The 22122-nt window shown below is 69.5% G+C and carries 24 protein-coding genes; 13 read left to right on the plus strand and 11 right to left on the minus strand.

Annotated elements, in window-relative coordinates:
- Window positions 1-22 precede the first annotated feature (22 nt).
- The 4 genes from ACWDVB_RS07060 to ACWDVB_RS07075 all read right to left on the minus strand — a co-directional run bounded on the left by ACWDVB_RS07060 (window position 23) and on the right by ACWDVB_RS07075 (window position 1905).
- Window positions 23-256 carry a DUF397 domain-containing protein gene (locus ACWDVB_RS07060; protein ID WP_451518778.1) on the minus strand — a complete coding sequence of 78 codons (234 nt, stop codon included), beginning with the start codon at window positions 254-256 and terminating at the stop codon, window positions 23-25.
- A gap of 108 nt (window positions 257-364) precedes the next feature.
- The gene (locus ACWDVB_RS07065) at window positions 365-1198 is read right to left on the minus strand and encodes a helix-turn-helix domain-containing protein (RefSeq protein WP_451518779.1); all 834 of its coding nucleotides are present in this window, start codon (window positions 1196-1198) and stop codon (window positions 365-367) included.
- Window positions 1188-1712 carry a DUF6879 family protein gene (locus ACWDVB_RS07070; RefSeq protein ID WP_451518780.1) on the minus strand — a complete coding sequence of 175 codons (525 nt, stop codon included), beginning with the start codon at window positions 1710-1712 and terminating at the stop codon, window positions 1188-1190. Before ACWDVB_RS07070 ends, ACWDVB_RS07065 begins: the two co-directional genes overlap by 11 nt.
- The gene (locus ACWDVB_RS07075) at window positions 1696-1905 is read right to left on the minus strand and encodes a hypothetical protein (RefSeq protein WP_451518781.1); all 210 of its coding nucleotides are present in this window, start codon (window positions 1903-1905) and stop codon (window positions 1696-1698) included. Before ACWDVB_RS07075 ends, ACWDVB_RS07070 begins: the two co-directional genes overlap by 17 nt.
- A 381-nt stretch (window positions 1906-2286) precedes the next feature.
- Between ACWDVB_RS07075 and ACWDVB_RS07080 the strand changes: the two genes are divergently transcribed.
- Complete coding sequence (locus tag ACWDVB_RS07080) at window positions 2287-2409, plus strand: tectonin domain-containing protein (protein ID WP_451518782.1); 123 nt, start codon at window positions 2287-2289, stop codon at window positions 2407-2409.
- A gap of 234 nt (window positions 2410-2643) precedes the next feature.
- Here ACWDVB_RS07080 and ACWDVB_RS07085 read toward each other — a convergent pair whose 3' ends face one another.
- Window positions 2644-2859: a DUF397 domain-containing protein gene (locus tag ACWDVB_RS07085; protein WP_451518783.1), complete on the minus strand. Its 216-nt coding sequence runs from the start codon at window positions 2857-2859 to the stop codon at window positions 2644-2646.
- The gene (locus ACWDVB_RS07090) at window positions 2840-3691 is read right to left on the minus strand and encodes a helix-turn-helix domain-containing protein (protein ID WP_451518784.1); all 852 of its coding nucleotides are present in this window, start codon (window positions 3689-3691) and stop codon (window positions 2840-2842) included. The genes ACWDVB_RS07085 and ACWDVB_RS07090 overlap by 20 nt, the downstream gene beginning before the upstream one ends.
- Before the next feature lie 112 nt (window positions 3692-3803).
- Between ACWDVB_RS07090 and ACWDVB_RS07095 the strand changes: the two genes are divergently transcribed.
- On the plus strand, window positions 3804-4208 hold the full coding sequence (locus ACWDVB_RS07095) for an ATP-binding protein (protein WP_451518785.1): 405 nt from the start codon (window positions 3804-3806) through the stop codon (window positions 4206-4208).
- Between the two features lie 95 nt (window positions 4209-4303).
- On the opposite strand, the gene ACWDVB_RS07100 is transcribed toward ACWDVB_RS07095, so the two are convergent.
- Window positions 4304-5251, minus strand: coding sequence for an RNA polymerase sigma factor SigF (locus ACWDVB_RS07100; RefSeq protein ID WP_451518786.1), 948 nt, complete (start codon window positions 5249-5251; stop codon window positions 4304-4306).
- Window positions 5252-5501: 250 nt separating this feature from the next.
- Here ACWDVB_RS07100 and ACWDVB_RS07105 point away from each other — a divergent pair, with 250 nt between their 5' ends.
- The 6 genes from ACWDVB_RS07105 to ACWDVB_RS07130 all read left to right on the plus strand — a co-directional run bounded on the left by ACWDVB_RS07105 (window position 5502) and on the right by ACWDVB_RS07130 (window position 11233).
- On the plus strand, window positions 5502-5870 hold the full coding sequence (locus ACWDVB_RS07105; protein WP_451518787.1) for an STAS domain-containing protein: 369 nt from the start codon (window positions 5502-5504) through the stop codon (window positions 5868-5870).
- Window positions 5871-6141: 271 nt separating this feature from the next.
- Window positions 6142-6654, plus strand: a complete 513-nt coding sequence (locus tag ACWDVB_RS07110; RefSeq protein WP_451518788.1) for an ATP-binding protein — start codon at window positions 6142-6144, stop codon at window positions 6652-6654.
- 184 nt (window positions 6655-6838) lie between these two features.
- Window positions 6839-7579, plus strand: a complete 741-nt coding sequence (locus ACWDVB_RS07115; RefSeq protein ID WP_451518789.1) for an LPXTG cell wall anchor domain-containing protein — start codon at window positions 6839-6841, stop codon at window positions 7577-7579.
- A 47-nt stretch (window positions 7580-7626) separates the two neighbouring features.
- On the plus strand, window positions 7627-8667 hold the full coding sequence (locus ACWDVB_RS07120; RefSeq protein WP_451518790.1) for a COG1470 family protein: 1041 nt from the start codon (window positions 7627-7629) through the stop codon (window positions 8665-8667).
- A gap of 59 nt (window positions 8668-8726) precedes the next feature.
- Window positions 8727-9959: a hypothetical protein gene (locus ACWDVB_RS07125; protein ID WP_451611951.1), complete on the plus strand. Its 1233-nt coding sequence runs from the start codon at window positions 8727-8729 to the stop codon at window positions 9957-9959.
- Window positions 9960-10000: 41 nt separating this feature from the next.
- Complete coding sequence (locus ACWDVB_RS07130; protein WP_451518798.1) at window positions 10001-11233, plus strand: hypothetical protein; 1233 nt, start codon at window positions 10001-10003, stop codon at window positions 11231-11233.
- A gap of 561 nt (window positions 11234-11794) precedes the next feature.
- Here the strand turns inward: ACWDVB_RS07130 and ACWDVB_RS07135 are convergent.
- The gene (locus ACWDVB_RS07135; RefSeq protein WP_451518792.1) at window positions 11795-12634 is read right to left on the minus strand and encodes an alpha/beta hydrolase family protein; all 840 of its coding nucleotides are present in this window, start codon (window positions 12632-12634) and stop codon (window positions 11795-11797) included.
- Window positions 12635-12806: 172 nt separating this feature from the next.
- Window positions 12807-14303 (minus strand): peptide MFS transporter, encoded by a 1497-nt coding sequence (locus ACWDVB_RS07140; protein ID WP_451518793.1) that lies wholly within the window; start codon window positions 14301-14303, stop codon window positions 12807-12809.
- Window positions 14304-14771: 468 nt separating this feature from the next.
- Here ACWDVB_RS07140 and ACWDVB_RS07145 point away from each other — a divergent pair, with 468 nt between their 5' ends.
- Together ACWDVB_RS07145 and ACWDVB_RS07150 are read left to right on the plus strand one after the other, a co-directional pair.
- Window positions 14772-15452, plus strand: coding sequence for a response regulator transcription factor (locus ACWDVB_RS07145; RefSeq protein WP_451518794.1), 681 nt, complete (start codon window positions 14772-14774; stop codon window positions 15450-15452).
- A gap of 277 nt (window positions 15453-15729) precedes the next feature.
- Window positions 15730-16998 (plus strand): ATP-binding protein, encoded by a 1269-nt coding sequence (locus ACWDVB_RS07150; protein ID WP_451518925.1) that lies wholly within the window; start codon window positions 15730-15732, stop codon window positions 16996-16998.
- Between the two features lie 52 nt (window positions 16999-17050).
- On the opposite strand, the gene ACWDVB_RS07155 is transcribed toward ACWDVB_RS07150, so the two are convergent.
- Window positions 17051-17605 (minus strand): GtrA family protein, encoded by a 555-nt coding sequence (locus ACWDVB_RS07155; protein WP_451518924.1) that lies wholly within the window; start codon window positions 17603-17605, stop codon window positions 17051-17053.
- 229 nt (window positions 17606-17834) lie between these two features.
- On the opposite strand from ACWDVB_RS07155, the gene ACWDVB_RS07160 reads away from it, so the two are divergent.
- From ACWDVB_RS07160 to ACWDVB_RS07170, 3 genes are read left to right on the plus strand one after another with little or no spacing between them, the layout of a single operon-like run.
- A complete protein-coding gene (locus tag ACWDVB_RS07160) occupies window positions 17835-19001 on the plus strand; it encodes a 5-(carboxyamino)imidazole ribonucleotide synthase (RefSeq protein WP_451518923.1) in 1167 nt (388 codons plus the stop codon).
- Window positions 18998-19531 (plus strand): 5-(carboxyamino)imidazole ribonucleotide mutase, encoded by a 534-nt coding sequence (gene purE / locus ACWDVB_RS07165; protein ID WP_451518922.1) that lies wholly within the window; start codon window positions 18998-19000, stop codon window positions 19529-19531. Before ACWDVB_RS07160 ends, purE begins: the two co-directional genes overlap by 4 nt.
- Before the next feature lie 4 nt (window positions 19532-19535).
- Complete coding sequence (locus tag ACWDVB_RS07170; protein WP_451518921.1) at window positions 19536-20744, plus strand: dipeptidase; 1209 nt, start codon at window positions 19536-19538, stop codon at window positions 20742-20744.
- A 73-nt stretch (window positions 20745-20817) separates the two neighbouring features.
- On the opposite strand, the gene ACWDVB_RS07175 is transcribed toward ACWDVB_RS07170, so the two are convergent.
- The gene (locus ACWDVB_RS07175; protein ID WP_451518920.1) at window positions 20818-21990 is read right to left on the minus strand and encodes an acyl-CoA dehydrogenase family protein; all 1173 of its coding nucleotides are present in this window, start codon (window positions 21988-21990) and stop codon (window positions 20818-20820) included.
- Between the last annotated feature and the right edge of the window lie 132 nt (window positions 21991-22122).

Genomic DNA, 22122 nt, shown 5'->3' on the forward strand with positions numbered 1-22122 from the left:
CCGGCCGGAGGCACTTGCGTGGTCAGGCGGAAAGCCCGAACCTCGCCGGGTCGATACCGGCCGCGTCCAGCTCGGCCGTGGTGAAGCGCAGCGGCGTGACGTCGGGCCGCTTGCTGTCACCCATCGCCCAGGCGTCCTCGCCGATCTTTGCGAGAGTCACGCATGATTCGCCGTCCGGGTGCGTGTTGCCACCGCACGCCTTGCTGAACACGGCTGCCTCGGAGAGGGGGAGGCCGTACAGATCGGTTCCGGGCATGGTTCACCTTCCGTTGGGATCAGATGGGAACGGTGGACTCAGAGTCAGTGAAATCATCAGCCACCCAGAACAAACAAGCCAGACTTATCCGTGTTGCGGGATAGAAAATCATGACCGGTAGATGGTGGCCCATTCTTGGAGCAGGGCACGGGCCTCTTCGCCGAACACTGCGTGACGCTCGTACAGGTCGAACACATCAAGGTGTTCCGCGATGTCTCTGGCGTCCTGAAAAACTATGCGCGCCGTGAAAGTCTCGACGGTTGTCAACCGTTGGTCGTAGATGGTGAAGGTGTTCATCGGCCCGCGCCCGACCACGGTTCCCAGCGGGACGACTCCGATACGCACGTGAGGGAGACGTGAAACCGAGACGAGGTGGTCGATCTGCACGGCCATAGCCGGAGGTTGGACCACGGCCCACCTCACGGCTTGCTCCGTCAGCAGGAAGGTGAACCGCTTCGCACTGTCGTAGAGGAGCGCTTGCCGTTCCAGCTTCCTGGCCACCGTCTTGGTGACATCCACCGGTGAGTGGCCAAGGCCGGCCCTGATGTACTCGGGTGTGGCCAAGAGGCCCGTCACCATGGCCGGCAGGAAGTAGCGGAGTTCCGCGGACTCCGCTTCGAGGCCGGCCAGCTCTGCTTGCCGCTTTTCCAGTCCTCGGCGCCACGATGCCCGCTTGCCCTGCCACTCCGTATTGGCGAGCCGGGCGAGAGCAGCCACTTCTACTACGAGTTCCGGGGGCGCTCCAAGGGCTCTGAGAATCAATTCCACATCGACAAGTCCCGGCGTGACCCGGCCTGTCTCAATGTTGCTGAGCTTTGTCTGGGACACGTTGCAGCGCCGAGCGAGCCAGACCTGCGTACGGCCGGCTCGCTTGCGCATGGTGCGGAGTATTTCCGCCAGTTCGGCCTTTGACTGGCCCATCTGCCCCGGGTCAAACGTCAAGGCCCTTCACATACTCCTCGAAGGGCACGGCGTGCTCCAGAGCTATGCGCTTCCACTCCCGGTAGGGGGCCGCGTCACCCTCGTACGCCTCGCGATTGATCTGAGTTCCGTCCGGCCGGAAATTCAGATGGGCGATGCGGGACTCGTCGAACATCCACCAGTCACGCCCGGAGAGCGGCAGGCCGTAGTCCTCCCGCGTCACATCCAGGACCCGGACGTCCTCACCGGCCGCGATGTTGGCCGGGATTCCCCAGGCGAATTGGTACCGCTGGTAATCGGTGAGCGGTCGGCGCACGATGCGGACGCGGCCTATGCGTCTGCCGGATTCGACGTAGCCGCGTACCCGCTCATGCCAGCGGGCATTGTGCTCGGCGGGCCTGTCCTCGCCCCTCAAGAAGCGGGTGACGTTCTCCTGCTCCCTGGGCATGGTGTAGGTCGGCTGGGCCTCGAACCGCCACGCTTCCCGCTCGAAGGAGTCGAAGAACCGACGCCAGTCCTCACCATCCAAGAGCACGGAACGCCTCCTTCAGGACGTGTTCGGGAATCTCCACCAGACCCTCGCCGGCAGGCGGAGCAAAGGTGTCGGACAGGGCGCCTTGGACGACGAATGAACCACTTTCGGTCCGGTAGACGTTCGGGCAATCGTCGTCGTCACAGTCGGGTCCGCCGACACTGCCGGTAAGGCGGGTCAGTTCCTCACGCGCCATAGTCGCCTCCTTTGACGCAGGGCCGGGCCGTTCCTTCCCTGCCGCACGAGGACGGTAGGGCGACCAGAGGCGCCTGGTCCATGGCGCATCGCCAATATTCGCGTTGTCGGGTAGACGATCACGGCTGGCAGCGGGGCGTCCGTACGAGCTGACGCTTCCATGTCAGCGCCTTGCCAGCGGGCCACCCACACGAGTGACGGTGATTCGCGTCTTCTGATGGCCCTGTGCGTCGGCATCAGCGCAGTGGGAGCGGGTGGGGCACCCCGTAAACGTGTACTTATGGACAACAATCCTGTTCTTTCCTTACATCCGATGATGGAAAGAACCGTTCTGCTGGGCAGCGTTGCCGTGCAGCACTTCCCAGTGGAGAGGAGTCGGCACATGGCCGACTGGAAGCAGATCAGTGGGGCGCTCGTGCGGATCGCGGCGGGGTCCAGGACCAACGTGTGGGGTGTCAACGCAGCCGGGAACATCTACCGCTACACCGGTGACCTGCCCGCCTGAGCCACCCCGCCTCATGAGGTCACCCGTGCGCCACGCAACGCCCCCTGTGGCACCGCGGCGCACGACGTGATCGGCCGCCCGTCGCCCGGCCCGCAGCATCCGACCGCCGAGGGGCAGCGGGTTCTCGCCGCGAGCTGGTGCCGGCCCCACTGTCCCCCGCCGACCAGCGAGCCCTGTCCCGCATCGCGGCCCGTGGACTTGGCCTAGCGGCCGGCCCTGCGACGCGCCTTCCTCCTACGGGGTCAGCTGGCCGTTCGCAACAGCCGCGATGAACGGTGACCATGCGGTCGCGGGGATCACCAGGGTCGGGCCGTGCGGGGCCTTGGAGTCACGGACGGGGACGATGCCGGGGTGGCCGTCGGAGACCTCCAGGCAGAGCCCTTCGGTGCCGTTGCTGTAGTTGCTCTTGCGCCACTCGCCGATGTGCAAGTCAGCGCCCAGGTTTGCCATTTCCGTAATCCTCCGCTGCTTTCGCGATCATCTTCAAGGACTCCTCGGGCGGCAGAGCCGCAGCTTTGAGGCGACCGTACGCCCTCGTGTACTGCTCCACGAGATCAGGCTCATCGATGATCTGCCCGCTGTACATGCTCTCCGTGTACATGAGCGGCGGGGCATCCGCGAAGGTCATGAGCCAAGTCGCGCCCATCATGAAGGGGTGCGCCCCGGCGTTCCACGGGAGGATCTGTGGAATGAAGCGGCGGTGTCGGGCGACAGCGACGATGTGGGCGAGCTGCTCCGCCATCGCTTCCTCGCCGATGATCGGCTGTCGGAGGATCGACTCGTGCATGACGAGCCAGCACTCGGGCCCCCTCGCTTCTTCGAAGAGCCACGCCCGCTCGCGTCGCGCCTCTACCTTGGCCTTGACTGCTTCCTCGGTCTCACGGGGGAGGGCGGCGTGAACAACCGTCCGGATGTACGGCTCCAATTGGAGCGGTCCCGGGATGAGGGTGGGGTTCCACTCCTCGATCTCCTTCGCGCGCCCCTCCAGGTCTACGACGTGGGCGAAGTACTCGGCGTGCTTGCTTCGCCGGGCCTTGTGGACATCTCCACACCGCCGTTCGAAGAAGCCGTCAGTCTGCAGGAACTGGTCCACATGGCTGGCCAGTTCGATCGGCATGCGCCGCTGGCCCCGCTCGATCTCACTCAGGTACGACGCCCCGAAGTAGCTGCCCTCCACAGTCTCCTGGAGCGTGCGCCCCGCCGCCTCCCGTTTCCAGCGCAGCTCCTTGCCGTAGAAGGCGGGGACGCTCGCCGAGCCGTCGATGTCCTTGCGTGACGCCACAGTTGACCGCCTCCACACTTCGCGCTGTGGAACCCAAACCCCTGTCACGCTACGCCACCCCACGTCACTGTGTGACCGAAGCGTCACAGAGCGCACGGAAGGGCGTACCCCCATGCAAGACCCCAACACCAACCCTGCCCCCACCCCCACCCTCGACTTCGAAGTCGGCATGCTCGCCGTCCCCAAGGCGGTCCCCGAACTCCGCCGCGTCCTGAGCGGACACCCGTACGGCCCCCACCCCGACGTGCAGCTCTGCGTCAGCGAGCTGCTCAGCAACGTGATCCGACACCTCGGCGAGGGCACCCCCGTGACGGTGAGAGTCACCGGCGGCGCCGGACGGATCCGCGTGGCGGTCACGGACCCCGAACCGCGCGCCTGGCCCGTGCTGAGCCGTGCCGCCGGGGACGACGAGACGGGGCGCGGTCTGGCCCTGCTGGACGCGGTCTCGTTGCGGTGGGGCGTCGAGCAGGGGGCGAGCAGCAAGACGGTCTGGTGTGAGCTGGGGGAGGGGTGGTGACTGCCGTGGCCACCGGCTGCCCGGGCAGAAAAAGTGGGGCCCGCCCCTTCAAGAGGCGGGCCCCGTCGAGCCGTTCGAGCGGAGCGCGACGCCGCTCACTCCTCGACCGTCAGTCCCTTGCGGAGCTTGACGAGAGTGCGTGACAGCAGTCGCGACACGTGCATCTGCGAGATGCCGAGCTCCTCGCCGATCTCGGACTGCGTCATGTTGGCGACGAAGCGGAGGGAGAGGATCTTCCGGTCGCGCGGCGGGAGTTCGGCGATCAGCGGCTTCAGCGACTCCACGTACTCGATGCCTTCGAGGCCGTGGTCCTCGTAGCCGATGCGGTCCGCGAGCGCGCCCTCGGAGTCGTCCTCCTCGGGCTGGGCGTCCAGGGAGCTCGCCGTGTAGGCGTTGGACGCGGCCATGCCCTCGACGACCTCGTCGTTGGAGATGCCCAGGCGCTCGGCGAGCTCGCCCACCGTGGGGGCGCGATCGAACTGCTGGGCGAGTTCGTCGCCCGCCTTGGCGAGGTCCAGACGGAGTTCCTGGAGGCGGCGCGGGACGCGCACCGACCAGCTCGTGTCGCGGAAGAAGCGCTTGATCTCACCGACGATCGTCGGCATCGCGAAGGTGGGGAACTCGACGCCCCGGCTGAGTTCGAAACGGTCGATCGCCTTGATGAGGCCGATCGTGCCGACCTGGATGATGTCCTCCATCGGCTCGCTGCGGGAGCGGAACCGGGAGGCCGCGAACTTCACCAGAGCGAGGTTCAGTTCGACCAGGGTGTTACGGACGTACGCGTATTCGTGGGTGCCTTCCTCAAGCGATTCGAGGCGCTCGAAGAGGGTCTTGGACAGGGCCCTCGCGTCCAGCGGCCCCACCTCGGCGTACGGCGGGATCTCCGGAAGGTCGTGGAGCCCTTCCAGGGCTGCTTCCTGAACCGGCTGCGGCTGCGGCTGCGGCTGCGGCTCGTGGGAGGGGCCCGGGATCGTGGTGGCGGAGTGCGGCGGGAGTGTCGACGTCGCTTGGTCAGTATGCGATTCGTCGAGCCGGGGTGACATGGTGTCCTCCATCGTTCTCGGCATATGGCTGCCGATGCCAATACGTGCACTGCGGTGTGCGGCGCCTCCAAAGCCGTCCGTGTCGATTGGTGTCTCTTCTACCCCTACCCGCTTCCGCGCTCCGGTCGCAAGTGCGTTTGTGTGTGAAATGTCCGAATTCGGGGGGATGTTCGGGTACCCCGAAGCCCGTGGAGGGCGTAATGTTCAGGGGCGTCATCAACAGCTACGACGGTCGGAAGAGAGAGACGGCATGGACCGCGGCACGGTCGGCAGTGCGCACAGGGGCCGGCTTCTGGTCGAAGTGCGGAAGGCGGATACGAGCGCCGTCGTGACTCCGGCGGGTGAGCTCGATCACCACACCGCCGATCTCCTGCGAGAACCGCTGGAAAGCTGCCTCGCGGACGGCTATGCGCGGCTCGTGGTCGATTGTTCACGTCTTGAGTTCTGTGATTCCACGGGGCTCAATGTGCTGCTCGGGGCCCGGCTGAAGGCCGAGGCCGCGGGGGGCGGAGTCCATCTGGCCGGGATGCTGCCGGTGGTCGCCCGGGTCTTCGAGATCACCGGTGCGGAGGCCGTCTTCACTGTCCACGAGACGCTCGAAGCAGCCCTGACCGACTGAGTCCATGACGGTCGCGACGGTCGCGGATGAGAGTGCGGACGAGAGTTACGCGTCAGTTGTCTCTCTGTGATCATGGCGTTACCAGCGTCACACGGACCGGCACGAAGAAGTGGGTGTTCTCACGGTTCGGCCGGGCAGGAGAGACCTGGATCCGTCATCTTCAGAACGGCAAAGCAGCCGATGTCCCCTACTCGTCCACAGTCCCCTACTTGTCCAGAGTCCTCTGCGTGTCCAGAGTGCTCAGTCATCTTGTCGGTGAGGTGAAGCGCTGATGAGCACCACCCGGCCTTACTCGCCGGGCGACCGTGGCCCGGACTCCGAGGCCGCCGTCGCGGACGCTCCCGCAGATCTGGGTTCCGGGGCACCCGCGGCTCGCCAGGTCCGCCGGCTGAGCCTGAACGGCGCGAGCGGCATCGTCCCGCTCGCCCGGGACTACACGCGCCAGGCGCTGCACGCGTGGGGCTGGCTTCCCGCGGAGGGCGCCGACCGGCGCGCCGCCGCCGAGGACGTTCTGCTCGTCGTCTCCGAACTCGTCACCAACGCCTGCCTGCACGCCGAAGGCCCGGACGAGCTCTGGCTCTCCTGCGACGGCGAGGTGCTGCGCATCGAGGTCTCCGACCGGGGTGCGGGGCAGCCCGCGCCGCGCACGCCGCACCGCGCGGGACGGCCCGGCGGGCACGGCATGTTCATCGTCCAGCGGCTCTGTCTGGACTGGGGGGTCGTCCGCACCCCCGGGGGCACGGGCAAGACGGTCTGGGCGGAGCTGGGCGCGCCGCCCGCCTAGCGCGGGCCCCGGCTGTCACCTGCGGTTCGCACACGCGCCGGATCACCACGATCCGGCGCGTCTTTTGTCTTCCCTCGGCAAGGTCCCGGGCGTACCTTGAGCGCCCAATCTGATGTGCCGTCAGTAATTCAACGTTACTCCGCACCGCGGCACGCCACGACGACCGGCATGAGGGGATCACGAGGTGTCGTACAAGAAATCGGCCGCGCTCGCGCTTGCCACCGCCCTGGCCGGCGGCTCAGCGGTGCTGATGGCCGCCCCTGCCGCGCAGGCCACCGTCCAGGACGTCGACTACCAGTGCAAGACGCCGATCGGGAACAAGAGCGCCGTCTCGCCGATCGACATCAAGAGCGTCAAGAGCGGCAGCGGCTACAAGCTCACGATGTCCTTCCAGAAAGGCGTCTCGTCCAGCCCCGTGGAGCTCGGCAAGGGCGCGATGAAGCCAAGCGCGGTGATCAAGCTGGGCGGCGCGGAGAGCGGCACCGTGCCCGTCTCCGGTGCGACGAACGCCGAGGCGGTCCCCGCCAACACTCCCATCAAGATCAGTGACTTGTCGGGCACGTACACGCCCAAGAAGAGCGGCAAGGTCACCTTCACCGCCGGGGTCCTCACGATCAAGGCGCTCGGTACGACGACCACGTGCACACCGTCCAACAACCCGAAGCCGTCGCTCGAACTGGACGTCAAGGGCTCCGGCGGCTCCGATTCAGGTTCCGGTTCCGGTTCGGGATCCGGTTCCGATTCGGGCTCGGACTCCGGGTCTGACGGTACGTCGGGCAGCACGTCCGGCGGCGAAGAACTCCCGCAGACCGGTCCCGCGGACTCCGCGATCGCGCTCGGCACCCTCGGCGGCACCGTGCTGCTCACGGGCGCGGCCGGCGCGCTCTGGCTGACCCGCAGGAACCAGGCGGCGCGCTCGCGGTAGCCCCGCCCGACAGCCCGGCCCACCGAACGAAGAGCCAGGAGCCGCCGATGCCGCCGAAGCCGTCCTCAGCGCGAGCCGCCACAGCACGCGCCGCCGCGCTGTGCGCCGCCGCCCTGCTGCTGGCGGCACCGGCACCCGCGTACGCGGACGGCGCCGACTCCGGCTCTGGCTCTGGCTCCACGGCCTGGTCCGTCACGCCCTCCGCCGGGGAAGGCACGCGCCCCGCGAAGGACGGGCGGCCCTACTTCTACGCCGAGGGCGCCCCCGGCACGGTGCTCCACGACACGGTGTCGGTCACCAACCCCGGACCGAAGCCCCGCATGGTGTCGCTGCGCGGCGCGGACGCGGACAACACCGGTTCCGGCGCCTTCTCGGTCACCCCGGCCAAGGGAAAGCCGAAGGACACGGGGGCGTGGATCAGCTTCGCGGAACGGCGGGTGAAGGTGCCGCCGATGACGCGCGCCGAGGTGCCGTTCACCGTGACGGTCCCCGCGGGCGCGGTCCCCGGCGACCACCCCGGGGCGATCGTCGCGAGCGGTGGCGGACGCACGGTGGGCGTGCGGCTGCACCTGCGGGTCGGCGGCCCGACGCTCTCGGCGCTCACCGTCGAGCGCGTCAAGGTCGACGCGGACGGCAAGCGCATTACGTACGACCTGGTCAACCGCGGCAACACCGTGCTGACCCCGAAGCTCGCCGTCCACGCCGACGGCGTCTTCGGCACCCTCGTCGACCGCCCCGCCCGCACGCTGGCCGTCGAACTCCTGCCCGGTCGCCGGGTCTCCCTGACCGAGCCGTGGCCGGAGATGCCCGCCCTCGACGCGGCGGACGTACGGCTGACGGCGACGGCCTCGGGCGGCGCGCGCGACACCGCCACGGTGTCGGCACGTTTCGTGCCGTGGAGGGTGGTGGGGGGCGGGGGCGCGGTGCTGCTCGCCGTCGCGGGCGGCGGCTTTCACTTCGTACGCAGACGTAGAGGTGACTCCGGGGTGTCGGAACCGGGGCGGGAGCTGGAGCCGTGCCGGGCAAGGGAGTTGGCCGGAGCGGGGCCGGGGCCGGGGTCAGGGACGGGGACGGGAGAGGAACTGTGAACGGCAAGTGGAACAGGCCCGGCCTGTGGGCCTGCGTAATCCTCGCGCTGCTCGGCTTCGTGCTGCTGCCGCAGGGGGTGTCACACGGCCTGTCGCAGGCGTCCGCGTCGGCGGCGGACAAGCCGACCGTGAAACTCTCCAAGTCCCAGGCGGGGAAGGGCGGTTCCATCACCGTCAAAGGTGAGGGGTGGCGGCCCGACGCCCTGCTCATGATGCTCATCTGCGGCCAGTCCGAACCCGGCAAGGGCGTGCTCGGCGGCACCAACTCCTGCGCCAACTCCGAGGGCCGCGCCGTCACCACCGACAAGGACGGCGCCTTCAGCAAGAAGCTCCCCGTCGCCGAGCCGCCCGAGCCCTGCCCCTGCGTCGTACACGTCGCCACGGTGACGGGCGAGAAGGCGCGGGCCGACACGGCGTTCAAGGTCGCGGGCCACCCCGTGAAGCCGCTGCCCGAGCAGGCCGGCGGCGGCAAGCTCTCCGTCCTCACCGACACCGGTCTGGAGGGCTCCAGCGGGCTCCTGACCTGGTTCGGCGCACCGCCGCAGCGCACCTTCGTCTTCACGGTGGGCAACGTCGGCCCGGCGCCCGTCAAGGACCCCGTCTTCCAGGTCGGAACCTCCCACGGCGTGTTCGCGCCGCAGTGGGAGGAGCAGCAGTGGCGCGGCACCATCGCGCCCGGCAAGAAGGCGCGGATCGAGTTGCCGGTGGAGCTGTCGGCGGGCGCGCACGGCGACTATCTGGTCTCGCTGAAGTTCGGCGGGAAGGTCCTCGCCGAGCAGCCGTGGGGCGTGGGCCGCCCCTGGGGCGTCACCGTCTTCTGGCTCATGCTCTGCCTCGTGGTGCCCGCCGCGGTCTTCCGCGTCGGCATGGTCGTCGTCGACCGCCTCCGCCCGAACCGGCGCGGTGCCTCCCGTGCTTCCCGTGCTTCCCGTGCCTCCCGTACCGGACGCCATCGCACCGGGCGGCTCACCACGGGACTCGCTGAGCGGCTGCCGAAGTTGAGGCTGCCGCAGGGGGCGGTCGCGGCCGACGAGAAGGCCCGCGAGGCGCATCGCGTACCGCGTACGAAACGGACGGGGGGACCCGGCGAGCACGGTCCTGGCGCGCACGGATCGGGCACGCACGGATCCGGCACGCACGGATCCGGTGCGCACGGCCGTGGCGCGCACGGCCGTGGCACGGCGGAGTCGGCGACCGGCCTTCCGTGGTTCACCCCCGACACAGACCCCGGCGCACCCGCAGGCCGGCTCTCCGCACCGTCCGACAACAGTCCGACGAAGGGAAACACGTGATCACGCATCGACGGAGAGCGGGCGCGGCCTCGGTCGCGCTCCTGCTCGGCGGAGCGGGCGTCATGCTCACCGCGGGCCCGGCGAGGGCCGCCGAAGTCGCGTACAAGACGGAGTGCGTTCCTCCGTCGATCTCCGGTCTGCCGCCCGTGCAGGGCACCACCAAGGTGGAGATCACGGCGCCGGCGACGGCGAAGGTGGGCGACGAGGTCGACGTCGTATGGAAGACGACGCAGGCCGCGTCCAAGAACCCGGACATCCTCGACCTCGACGAGAACACCGTGAAGCCGACCGGCACGGTCAAGCTGGCCGGGGGCCAGAGCGGGGACCTGAAGGTGGAGGGCGAGCGCAAGAACCCGCCCATCAAGAAGAACAGCCCGATGGTCCTGTCCGACATGAAGGGCAAGCTGAAGCTGACGGCGGCGGGTGAGGTGACGCTGACGCCGGACGCGTACGACATCAATGTCAGCAAGCCGATGTCCACCGACACCAAGTGCAAGCCCGAGGAGCCGGTGAAGGCGGGCGCGACGATCAAGGTGACGGAGGGGGGCGGCGGTACTTCGGGCGGCGGCACCTCGGTTGGGGGCACGGCCGGTGGCGGTAACTCCGGTGGCGGTACCTCCGGCGGGGGCGGCGGGGAGACCGACTTCCCCGGCAAGGAAGTCCAGACGCCCTACAAGTGCAAGACGCCGATCGGCGACAAGGAAGCGACCTCGCCGGTCCAGATCAACGCCAAGAAGGCCGCGGGCGGCTACGGCCTGACCGTGCAGTTCAAGAAGTCCGTGATGGACAGCCCGGCCGACATCCCCGCGGACTCCGTGAAGCCGTCCATGGAGGTGAAGCTCGGCGGCGCCGACAAGGGCACGGTGCATGTCGAGGGCGCGACCAACAAGGAGCCCATCAAATCCGGGTCGCCCATCAGCGTCCCTGACCTGACCGGCACCTACAAACCCGGAGCGGACGGCAAATCGACGCTCTCGCCGGGCGTCCTGACCGTCAAGGCACTGGGTACGACGACGACGTGTACGCCCGCCAAGAGCGAGGTCTCTCTGGAACTCGACACGGAGGCCCAGCCGGGCGGGGCGTCCGGAGGGGCGTCCAGCGGGGGCTCCACGGGCGGTTCCGCGGGGGGCTCCGACTCCGGGGGCGGCGACCTCGCGGAGACCGGCGCGGAGGGCGACGGGTCGCTGCGCGCGCTGGGGCTGGTCGCCGGGACGGTGATCCTCCTGGGCGGCGCGGTCTTCACGTTCTTGCCGAAGCGGAGGCGCGTCCCGTAACGCGTCTGCGGAGCTCGGACCGTTGGCCCCTGCGGCCCATCCGTGGCTGGCCGCGCCGTTCCCCGCGCCCCTTGCGGGGCGCTGTCCTGAGGGGCGTCAGGTGTGGGCCCCTCAGGGGCGCGGGGAACGGCGCGAGCAACCGCAGACGGCCTGCACTCGCCGTCCGACCGCCGTGGGCAGACGCGTCTGCGGGGTTTGGGCCGTTTGGCTGCCGCCGGGCCGTCGACGGCTGGTCGCGCCGTTCCCCGCGCCCCTTGCGGGGCGCTGTTCTGAGGGGCGTTAGGTGTGGTGCCCTCAGGGGCGCGGGGAACTGCGCGAGCGACCGCAGACGGCGGCCTGCACTCGCCGTCGGAGCGCCGTGGGCAGACGCGTCTGCGGGGTTTGGGCCGGTTGGCTGCCGCCGGGCCGTCGACGGCTGGTCGCGCCGTTCCCCGCGCCCCTTACGGGGGCGTGCCCCTGAGCGGCGTTAGGTGTGGTGCCCCTAGGGGCACGGGGAACTGCGCGAGCGACCCAAGAACGACCCGCACCGCCATAGAGGGCCCCGGCAGGCGGACGAGGGTGCTAAGCGTGGGCCCGTAGCCAGCGGAGTACCGAGTGGGGGGTGCCCGGGGTTTTGAGGAGGCGGCCCCCGTGCGCGGAGCCGGAGAGCGTCCGGACCGTTACGTCCGCCAGACCGAACCCCCGCTCCTCCGCCGCCAGCTCCGTCGAATGCGCAGGCGGCACGAAGTCACCGGCGGAGTGGAGAAGAAGCAGCGGCGCGTCATCCGCACCGGAGGCATGCGTCTTGGCGGCCAGGTCGTCCCACCGCTCCCAGCACCGCATCCCGCCGAGATCCGGCGCGCACCCCGCGAGCCGCTCGGCGGCCCTTCGCAGCGACCGCCGCTCGGCGCGGGCACCGGGCGCCCCACCGTCCGCCCACGCGCGGTACGGCGAGGCCACGGGGGACAGGGCCACGACACCCCGCACCCGTGAGCGCCCCGCCCCATAGGCACCCGCCTGCACGGCCAGGTGCCCGCCCGCCGACGAGCCGAGCACCAGCGGCCGCTCCCTGCCCTCCCGCTGCCGGACCCACCGCACCGCGGCGAGGACGTCGTCGCGCTGGGCGGGCCAGGCCGCGTCCGACGTCAGCCGGTAGTCCGTGTCGTACACGGTGAAGCCCCGCGCCGCGAACCACCGCGCCCAGCCGCTCCAGTCGGTGTCCCTGGCCCAGGAGCCCCCGTGCACGATCATCAGGGCGGGTCGGTGCGCGGACCGGCTCCCGTACACGGTGATGTTCTGGCGCGCGTGGGGTCCATAGGAGAAGACCCGCTCGGACGGCGGGCGGGGAGCCGCCTCGGCTGCGGCACTGGACGACAGCAGTGCCCCGCAGAGGACCAGGGCCGGAAAGGTACGGCGCATCATGGAGCAGATGTTCCACGCAGAGGCCGCCCGCCACGCCTGAAAACGCCGAGGGCCACCGCACCGGGTGGTGCGGCGGCCCTCAGTTCGGTTCGGACGAGGCCCGACCGGGCGGATCAGCGGTCACTGGTCACTGATCCCTGTTCACAGGTCACAGTGGCCGACAGTGGTGTGGTCAGTTCACCGAGCCCATCAAGCCCTTGACCTTCTTGCGGGACGTCCAAATTCCGAAGCCCGCGATGACCGCGATGACCGCCTCGATGGCGACCGCGCCCGAATTGTTCAGGTCGATGCCGAGCTGCGGGGACGTCAGGAGGCCCGTCACGGAGTCGCCCGCGGTGACCGCGAGGAACCAGACACCCATCATCTGGGCGCTGTACTTCTCCGGGGCCATCTTCGTGGTGAGCGACAGGCCGACCGGGGAGAGGCAGAGCTCGCCGACGGTCTGGATGAAGTAGATCGCCACGAGCCACATCGGGCTGACGCGGCCACCGTTGTTGGCGGTGTCGATCAGCGGGATCAGGAAGACGGCGAAGGAGATGCCGATCAGCGTGAGGCTGGACGCGAACTTGACGGCCGTACTCGGCTCCTTGCCCCGCTTGTTCAGCCACAGCCACGCCGAGGCGACCACGGGGGCGAGCGCCATGATGAAGATCGGGTTCAGCGACTGGTACCAGGACGTCGGGAAGTCGAAGCCGAGGAGGTTGTTCGTCGTCGCGGTCTTGCCGAAGATCGAGAGGGTCGAGCCGTTCTGGTCGTAGATCATCCAGAAGACGGCGGCGACCACGAAGAACCAGATGTAACCCGACAGCTTGGACTGCTCGAGGGCGCTGAGCTCCTTGTCGCGCTTCATGCGGCCCAGGACGACGATCGGGATGACCAGGCCGGCGATGATGAGGGGCATCAGGGCCCAGTCGGCGAAGTTCCCGGTCACGCCCATCAGCGTGTAGAGCGCGGCGGCGACGATCAGCCAGATCAGGCCGGTGCGCAGGGCGGAGGAGCGCTGCTCGGCCGTCGCGGGCTGGGAGATCACGCTGCTCTGCGCGCTCAGGTGGCGTGAGCCGAGCATGAACTGGGCGAGGCCGAGCGCCATGCCGGCCGCGGCGAGCGCGAAGCCGAGGTGCCAGTTGACGCTCTCGCCGACCGTGCCGATGGAGAGCGGGGCGAGGAAGGCGCCGAGGTTGATGCCGATGTAGAAGAGCGTGAAGCCACCGTCGCGACGCGGGTCCTTCGGACCGTCGTAGAGGTGGCCGACCATCACGGAGATGTTCGCCTTCAGCAGGCCGGAGCCGAGCGCGACGAGCGCGAGGCCGGCGAAGAAGGACGCCGAGTTCGGCAGCGCGAGGGTGATGTGGCCGAGGATGACGACGCAGGCACCGATGACGACCGTCTTGCGCGGACCCCAGAAGCGGTCCGCCATCCAGCCGCCGGGCAGGGCGAGCAGATAGACCATCGACATGTAGACGGAGTAGATCGCCGTCGCCGTGGTGGCACTCATGCTCATGCCGCCGGGGGCGATCAGATAAAGCGGGAGAAGTGCCTTCATGCCGTAGAAGCTGTAGCGCTCCCACATCTCGGTCATGAAGAGTGTGGCCAGTCCGCGGGGGTGGCCGAAGAAGGTCTTCTCGGAGCCAGGGGTACTGGCGGAGTCCTTCGTCAGGCTGGACGCCATGGGTCGATCCTCGTGGGTTCGGGACGCGCGGCAGGAGCGTGAGCGCGCCCGGTGGGGGGCGGTCGGCACCGGTGCCGCACCGTCCAACCCCACGCCCAGGGGAGATTCACCCCGGTCAAGGGGTGAGGGACGGCGACTCCGGGATCCACACCCTGGCGCATCCTCGCGCGCAGGGCCCGACCACAGGTCATTCCTTTCAAGGCTGGCCGAAGCCGGCCCGCACATAAAAGAGACCTAAGGCGCGCACAGCGGGCCAAAGGTCCTTGAGTAGTGCATCAGGCGTTGGGTCACCATACGACACCACAGGGATGCATATGGAAGGACTTGAGATATGGATCACAGGTTTCGCTGCAACCAACAGCGCACATTCAAAGGTGTTTCCCAGAATCGCATCCCATAGCCGCAGGGGCTGACCTTCACTGTGCGATCAACGCACGACGCTTGTCCACTGCGGACTACCATCACCCCATGACCCGTGTACTGCTCGCCGAGGACGACGCGTCCATCTCGGAGCCGCTGGCCCGCGCCCTGCGCAGGGAGGGTTACGAGGTCGAAGTGCGTGAGGACGGCCCGACCGCCCTCGACGCAGGACTGCAGGGCGGTGGCGTCGATCTTGTCGTGCTGGACCTGGGGCTGCCCGGCATGGACGGCTTGGAGGTCGCCCGCCGGCTGCGCGCCGACGGGCTCACGGTGCCGATCCTCATCCTGACCGCGCGCGCCGACGAGGTGGACACCGTCGTCGGCCTGGACGCGGGCGCCGACGACTACGTGACCAAGCCCTTCCGCCTCGCCGAGCTGCTCGCCCGGGTCAGGGCCCTGCTTCGGCGGGGCGCCACCGAGCACAAGGAGGCGCCCGCGACGCACGGCGTACGGATCGACGTCGAGTCGCACCGGGCCTGGATGGGCGACGACGAACTCCAGCTCACCGCCAAGGAGTTCGACCTGCTCCGCGTCCTGGTGCGCGACGCGGGCCGGGTCGTCACGCGCGACCAGCTGATGCGGGAGGTCTGGGACACGACGTGGTGGTCGTCCACCAAGACGCTGGACATGCACATCTCCTGGCTGCGCAAGAAGCTGGGCGACGACGCGGCGAATCCTCGGTACATCGCGACGGTGCGGGGCGTGGGTTTCCGCTTCGAGAAGAGCTGAGGAGCGCCCCGCCAGGGGCGCGGGGAACGGCGCGAGCAACCACGACGACTGCCGCACTCGCCGTCGCACTCGCCGTCGAACGCGCCGTAGGCGGACGCGCGTCTGCGGGGCTCGGACCGTTTGGCTGCCGCCGGGCCGTCGACGGCTGGCCGCGCAGTTCCCCGCGCCCCTGACGGGGCGCTGCCCTGAGGGGCGTCAGGGGTGACGTCCTCAGGGGCGCGGGGAACGGCGCGAGCAACCCAGGACGGCCCGCACCCACATCCGCGACACTGAGTAAATGCGCCGCCGACTGATCAGCTCCACCCTCGCCGTCGTCCTCGTCGTGATCGCCGTGTTCGGGGTGAGCCTCGTCATCGTCGAGACGAGGACCATCAGCAGCAGCGCCCAGGAGCGCGTGGAATCCGAGGCGTTGCGTCTCGCCAGCATCGTCGACAGCCGGCTCATCAGCGATGAGCGGATCAGCGGCGGCATCCTGCGCGACCAGGTCGCCACCGACCGGTACGCGCGCATCGAGATCCCGGGGCGCAAGCCCATCGAGATCGGCAAGCGCCCCTCCGGTGACGTGATCAGCGCCACCCGCCCCGGCGAGCAGGGCGAGGAGGTCACCGTCCAGGAGCCCCGCGCCGCGGTCACCCGGGAGGTCGGCCGCACGCTGATGATCATCGCCGCCGTGGCACTGCTCGCGATCGTCGCGGCGGTGCTGCTCGCGGTGCGCCAGGCCAACCGCCTCGCGTCGCCGCTCACCGACCTCGCCGAGACCGCGGAGCGCCTCGGCTCGGGCGACTCCCGGCCCCGCCACAAGCGGTACGGCGTGCCGGAGCTGGACCGCGTCGCCGACGTCCTGGACGCGTCGGCCGAGCGCATCGGCCGCATGCTGACCGCCGAACGGCGCCTCGCCGCCGACGCCTCCCACCAGCTGCGCACACCGTTGACCGCGCTGTCGATGCGCCTGGAGGAGATCACCGTCACCGATGAGCTGGACACGGTGAAGGAGGAGGCGACGATCGCGCTGGCGCAGGTGGAGCGGCTGACCGACGTCGTGGAGCGGCTGCTCACCAACTCCCGCGACCCCCGCACCGGCTCCGCCGTCACCTTCGACCTGGAGGAGGTCATCAAGCAGCAGCTGGAGGAGTGGCGCCCCGCCTACCGCAGCGTGGGCCGCGCCATCGTCAGCTCGGGCAAGCGGCACCTGGAGGCGGTCGGCACGCCGGGCGCGGTGGCGCAGGTCCTCGCCGCGCTGATCGAGAACTCCCTGATGCACGGTGGCGGCACGGTCGCCCTGCGTACCCGCGTCACCGGCAACCAGGCGGTCATCGAGGTCACCGACGAGGGCCCCGGCGTGCCGCCGGACCTCGGGGCGCGGATCTTCGAGCGGACCATCAGCGGCCGCAACTCGACGGGAATCGGCCTCGCGGTGGCCCGGGATCTGGCCGAGGCCGACGGTGGCCGCCTGGAGATGCTGCAGACGAAGCCGCCGATCTTCGGCCTCTTCCTGTCGCGTACGCCGGTGTCCAGGACGGACGCCGAGACCGAGACGGTCAGGTGACGGTCAGGAGACGGTCAGGCAAGGCGGCCGCCCCAGGACGAATGGACCCGCGTCAGCTCGCGCGCCGCGCCACCGGCCGCCCGCCCGCCCCCTCCGGGTCCGACCCCTCCGCACCCGGCTTCTCCGCACCCGGCTTCTCCAGGAACGATTCCGCATGCGCGACGGCCTCCCGCACGGGCAGCGCCTTGAACACCCACGTGCGGTACGACCAGAAGCGGAAGAGCGTGGCGATGCCCATGCCGAGGAACTTGAAGAAGTTGGCCTGCAGCCTGCCGTCCCAGCCGAACCAGTACGTCGCCGCGTAGAGCACGCCGTTCTCGATCACCAGGCCCACCGCGCTGAACAGCAGGAAGAGGCTGAGCTCCTTGGTGCGCCCGCCCTTGTCACGGTCCTTGTACGTGAAGTAGCGGAACCCCACGTAGTTGAAGACGATGGCGACGACCGTGGCGATCACACTCGCGCGCACCACGTGCAGATCCGTGACATGTCGTACGAGGTTGAAGACCCCGAAGTTGACCAGGGTCCCGACCGCCCCCACGGCCCCGAATTTGGCGACCTCACGCGCCAGCTGGTCCAGTCGCACCCGTAGTGCGCCCCGTTCCGTCATGGTGTCGCCCCAGCCCCCGTCGATTCGTACCGGTCGAGCGTTTCGTACCGGTCATGTACGTGTCGACGGATTGGTGTTTCGGTCGTGTCGACCCAGCCATGCTAACCAGCGGGCATCCCCGGCGCGCGGGGGCGCCCGGACACCGTGCCGCCGCTGTGACGGCAGGGGCCGGGAGACAGCAAGAACCGGCCGTTCCCGGGTGGCCGGGACCGGCCGATACCCTGGGGGCGTGACGTTCCCGGTAGTCGGCATGGTCGGCGGCGGTCAGCTCGCCCGCATGACCCACGAGGCGGGCATCCCCCTCGGCCTCAAGTTCAAGCTCCTCAGTGACACCCCGCAGGATTCCGCCGCGCAGGTCGTGAGCGAAGTCGTCATCGGCGACTATCGCGACCTCGACACGCTGCGTGACTTCGCGCGGGGCTGCGACGTGATCACCTTCGATCACGAACACGTACCCACCGAGCACCTCAGGGCCCTGGAGGCGGACGGCATCCCCGTGCGCCCGGGGCCCGACGCGTTGGTGCACGCCCAGGACAAGGGCGTGATGCGCGAGAGGCTCATGGAGATCGGCGTGCCGTGCCCGCGCCACCGGATCGTGAGGGACCCGGCCGACGTGGCCGCCTTCGCGGCCGAGGGCGCGACGGACGGCGGCGACGGCTTCCCCGTGATCCTCAAGACGGTGCGGGGCGGCTATGACGGGAAGGGGGTGTGGTTCGTGCGCCGCGTCGAGGACGCCGAAGAGCCCTTCCGGGCCGGCGTCCCGGTGCTCGCCGAGGAGAAGGTCGACTTCGTACGCGAACTGGCGGCGAACGTCGTCCGCTCGCCGCACGGCCAGGCCGTCGCCTACCCCGTCGTGGAGTCCCAGCAGGTCGACGGCGTCTGCGACACGGTGATCGCCCCGGCACCCGGCCTCTCCCAGGACCTCGCGGGCCGGGCGCAGGAGCTGGCGCTGCGCGTCGCCAAGGAGCTGGGCGTGGTCGGCCACCTCGCGGTCGAACTCTTCGAGACGACAGGACCCGACGGGAAGCCCGGCATCCTCGTCAACGAACTGGCGATGCGCCCGCACAACTCCGGCCACTGGACGCAGGACGGCGCGATCACCTCCCAGTTCGCCAACCACGTCCGCGCGGTGCTCGACCTGCCGCTCGGCGACCCCCGCCCGCGCGCCACGTGGACCGTGATGGCCAATGTGCTCGGCGGTGACTACCCCGACATGTACGCCGCGTATCTGCACTGCATGGCCCGCGATCCGCAGCTCAAGATCCACATGTACGGCAAGGACGTGAAGCCCGGCCGCAAGGTGGGCCACGTCAACACCTACGGCGACGATCTGGACGAGGTCCTCGACCGCGCCCGCCACGCAGCCGGCTACCTCAGAGGAACGATCACCGAATGAGCTCCCCCCTGATCGGCATCGCCATGGGTTCCGACTCCGACTGGACCGTCATGGAGGGCGCCGCCAAGGCTCTCGACGAGTTCGAGATCCCCTACGAGGTCGACGTCCTCTCCGCACACCGCATGCCGCACGAGATGATCGCGTACGGCGAGCAGGCGGCGGACCGCGGTCTGAAGGCGCTCATCGCGGGCGCGGGCGGCGCCGCCCACCTGCCCGGCATGCTCGCCTCGGTGACCCCGCTGCCGGTGATCGGCGTGCCGGTCCCGCTGAAGTACCTGGACGGCATGGACAGCCTCCTGTCCATCGTGCAGATGCCGGCGGGCGTCCCGGTGGCGACGGTCTCCGTCGGCGGCGCGCGCAACGCGGGCCTGCTCGCGGCCCGCATGCTGGCGGCGCACGACGCCGACATCCTCTCCCGCATGCGGGAGTTCCAGCAGGAGCTGAACGACCAGGCGACGGAGAAGGGCAAGCGGCTGCGGGCGAAGGTCGAGGGGGCGGGTTCCGGATTCGGCTTCGGTTCGGGAAAGTGATCGCATGACACCCCCCGATGAAGTACGTGCCCTCGCCCTCGACGAAGCCCGCGCCCTCCTCGCCGACTTCCCCGTCGTCGACGGCCACAACGACCTGCCGTGGGCCCTGCGCGAGAAGGCGGGCTACGACCTCGACCGCCTGGACATCGCGGCGGACCAGACGGGCAGTCTGCACACGGACATCGCCCGGCTGCGCGCCGGCGGTGTCGGCGCGCAGTTCTGGTCGGTGTACGTCCGTACGGACCTGACCGGCGACGCGGCGGTCAGCGCCACGCTCGAACAGGTCGACTGCGTCGAGCAGTTGCTGGCCCGCCACCCGGCGGACCTGGCCCGCGCGCGCACGGCGGCGGACATGGAGAAGGCCCGCGCCGAGGGCCGCGTCGCGTCCCTCATGGGTGCCGAGGGCGGCCACTCCATCAACAACTCCCTCGCCACGCTGCGGGCGCTGCACACACTCGGCGTCCGCTACATGACGCTCACGCACAACGACAACGTCGCGTGGGCGGACTCGGCGACGGACGAGCCCCGGGTCGGCGGCCTGTCGCCGTTCGGCCACGAGGTGGTCCGCGAGATGAACCGCGTCGGCATGCTGGTCGACCTCTCCCACGTGGCGGCGGAGACGATGCGGGCGGCCCTGGACACCACGGTGGCCCCGGTGATCTTCTCGCACTCCTCGGCACGGGCCGTCTGCGACCACCCGCGCAACATCCCCGACGACGTCCTGGAGCGGCTGCCCGCCAACGGCGGCGTGGCGATGGTGACCTTCGTACCGAAGTTCGTGCTCCAGGCGGCGGTCGACTGGACCCTGGCCGCCGACGAGAACATGCGCGCCCACGGCTTCCACCACCTCGACACGACACCGGAGGCCATGCGGGTCCACGCGGCGTTCGAGGAGTCGACGCCCCGCCCCGTCGCGACGACGGCCACGGTCGCCGACCACCTCGACCACATGCGCGAGGTGGCGGGCATCGACCACATCGGCATCGGCGGCGACTACGACGGCACGGCGTTCACCCCCGACGGCCTGGACGACGTGGCGGGCTACCCGAACCTCATCGCGGAACTGATCACCCGAGGCTGGTCGAAGCCCGACCTGTCCAAGCTGACGTGGCAGAACGCGGTGCGGGTCCTTGGAGCGGCGGAGGACGTGGCCCGCGACGAGCAGATGCGCAGGGGCCCGTCCATCGCGACGCTGGAACAGCTGGACGGCTGACCGTCCCCGGACACGTCGATGGGGTGCCACCCGGCCGGGCGGCACCCCATCGACGTATCCGGACTCCGTAGGACTACGGCAGGTTCCGCGCCATCACGATGCGCTGAACCTGATTCGTACCCTCATAAATCTGCGTGATCTTCGCGTCGCGCATCATCCGCTCGACGGGGTAGTCACGGGTGTAGCCGTAGCCGCCGAGGAGCTGGACGGCGTCCGTGGTGACCTCCATCGCGACGTCCGAGGCGAAGCACTTGGCGGCGGCGCCCTGGAAGGTGAGGTCCCTCTCTCCACCTCCGGCGGCGACGCGCTCCGACTTGGCCGCGGCCGCGTACGTGAGCTGGCGCGCGGCCTCGATCTTCATCGCCATGTCGGCGAGCATGAACTGGACGCCCTGGAAGTCGGCGATCGGCTTGCCGAACTGCTTGCGCTCCTGGACATAGCCCTTGGCGTAGTCGAGGGCGCCCTGCGCGATGCCGAGGGCCTGCGCCGCGATGGTGATGCGGGTGTGGTCCAGGGTCTTCATGGCCGTCGCGAAGCCCGTGCCCTCCTCGCCGATCATGCGGTCGGCGGGGATGCGGACGTTGTCGAGGTAGACCTCGCGGGTGGGGGAGCCCTTGATGCCGAGCTTCCGCTCCGGGGCGCCGAAGGAGACGCCCTCGTCCGACTTCTCGACGACGAACGCGGAGATGCCCTTCGAGCGCTTGGTCGGGTCGGTGACGGCCATGACCGTGTAGTACTCGGAGACGCCGGCGTTGGTGATCCAGCGCTTCACGCCGTTGAGGACGTACGAGTCGCCGTCGCGGACCGCCTTCGTCTTCATCCCGGCGGCGTCCGAACCCGCGTCGGGCTCGGACAGGCAGTACGAGAACATGCCCTCGCCCTTGGCGAGCGGCGTCATGTACTTCTTCTTCAGCTCCTCGGAGCCGGAGAGGAGGACGGGCAGCGAGCCGAGCTTGTTCACGGCGGGGATGAGGGAGGACGAGGCGCAGACGCGCGCCACCTCCTCGATGACGATGACGGTCGCCAGGGCGTCGGCGCCCGAGCCGCCGAAGCTCTCCGGCACGTGCACGGCGTGCAGGTCGCCCGCGACCAGCGCGTCGAGGGCCTCCTGCGGGAAGCGGGCCTCCTCGTCCACCGCGGCGGCGAACGGCGCGATCTTCGCCTCGGCCAGCGAGCGGATCGCGTCCCGGAGCATGTCGTGCTCCTCGGACGGGCGGTACAGGTCGAAATCAGCCGATCCGGCCAAGGTCTCTCACGCTCCAAGGATGCTAATTACCGTTAAGTAACCCAAATTTTAGTGCTGCCACCCGTACGACGGATACGTGAGCTTGGCGACAGCGGCAAACGTGCCCGGTGAGCGGCTCGAATACGCCCGACT

Source organism: Streptomyces sp. NPDC003379, assembly GCF_053589195.1.

Excerpts from the sequence above, each read along its gene's own strand:
- ACWDVB_RS07080 (WP_451518782.1), top strand. The coding sequence starts at position 2,287 with ATGGCCGACTGGAAGCAGATCAGTGGGGCGCTCGTGCGGATCGCGGCG.
- ACWDVB_RS07170 (WP_451518921.1), top strand. The coding sequence starts at position 19,536 with ATGACACCCCCCGATGAAGTACGTGCCCTCGCCCTCGACGAAGCCCGC.
- ACWDVB_RS07145 (WP_451518794.1), top strand. The coding sequence starts at position 14,772 with ATGACCCGTGTACTGCTCGCCGAGGACGACGCGTCCATCTCGGAGCCG.
- ACWDVB_RS07085 (WP_451518783.1), bottom strand. The coding sequence starts at position 2,859 with ATGGCAAACCTGGGCGCTGACTTGCACATCGGCGAGTGGCGCAAGAGC.
- ACWDVB_RS07110 (WP_451518788.1), top strand. The coding sequence starts at position 6,142 with ATGAGCACCACCCGGCCTTACTCGCCGGGCGACCGTGGCCCGGACTCC.
- ACWDVB_RS07140 (WP_451518793.1), bottom strand. The coding sequence starts at position 14,303 with ATGGCGTCCAGCCTGACGAAGGACTCCGCCAGTACCCCTGGCTCCGAG.
- ACWDVB_RS07095 (WP_451518785.1), top strand. The coding sequence starts at position 3,804 with ATGCAAGACCCCAACACCAACCCTGCCCCCACCCCCACCCTCGACTTC.
- ACWDVB_RS07105 (WP_451518787.1), top strand. The coding sequence starts at position 5,502 with ATGGACCGCGGCACGGTCGGCAGTGCGCACAGGGGCCGGCTTCTGGTC.
- ACWDVB_RS07155 (WP_451518924.1), bottom strand. The coding sequence starts at position 17,605 with ATGACGGAACGGGGCGCACTACGGGTGCGACTGGACCAGCTGGCGCGT.
- ACWDVB_RS07150 (WP_451518925.1), top strand. The coding sequence starts at position 15,730 with ATGCGCCGCCGACTGATCAGCTCCACCCTCGCCGTCGTCCTCGTCGTG.
- ACWDVB_RS07075 (WP_451518781.1), bottom strand. The coding sequence starts at position 1,905 with ATGGCGCGTGAGGAACTGACCCGCCTTACCGGCAGTGTCGGCGGACCC.
- ACWDVB_RS07120 (WP_451518790.1), top strand. The coding sequence starts at position 7,627 with ATGCCGCCGAAGCCGTCCTCAGCGCGAGCCGCCACAGCACGCGCCGCC.
- ACWDVB_RS07060 (WP_451518778.1), bottom strand. The coding sequence starts at position 256 with ATGCCCGGAACCGATCTGTACGGCCTCCCCCTCTCCGAGGCAGCCGTG.
- ACWDVB_RS07135 (WP_451518792.1), bottom strand. The coding sequence starts at position 12,634 with ATGATGCGCCGTACCTTTCCGGCCCTGGTCCTCTGCGGGGCACTGCTG.
- purE (WP_451518922.1), top strand. The coding sequence starts at position 18,998 with ATGAGCTCCCCCCTGATCGGCATCGCCATGGGTTCCGACTCCGACTGG.
- ACWDVB_RS07100 (WP_451518786.1), bottom strand. The coding sequence starts at position 5,251 with ATGTCACCCCGGCTCGACGAATCGCATACTGACCAAGCGACGTCGACA.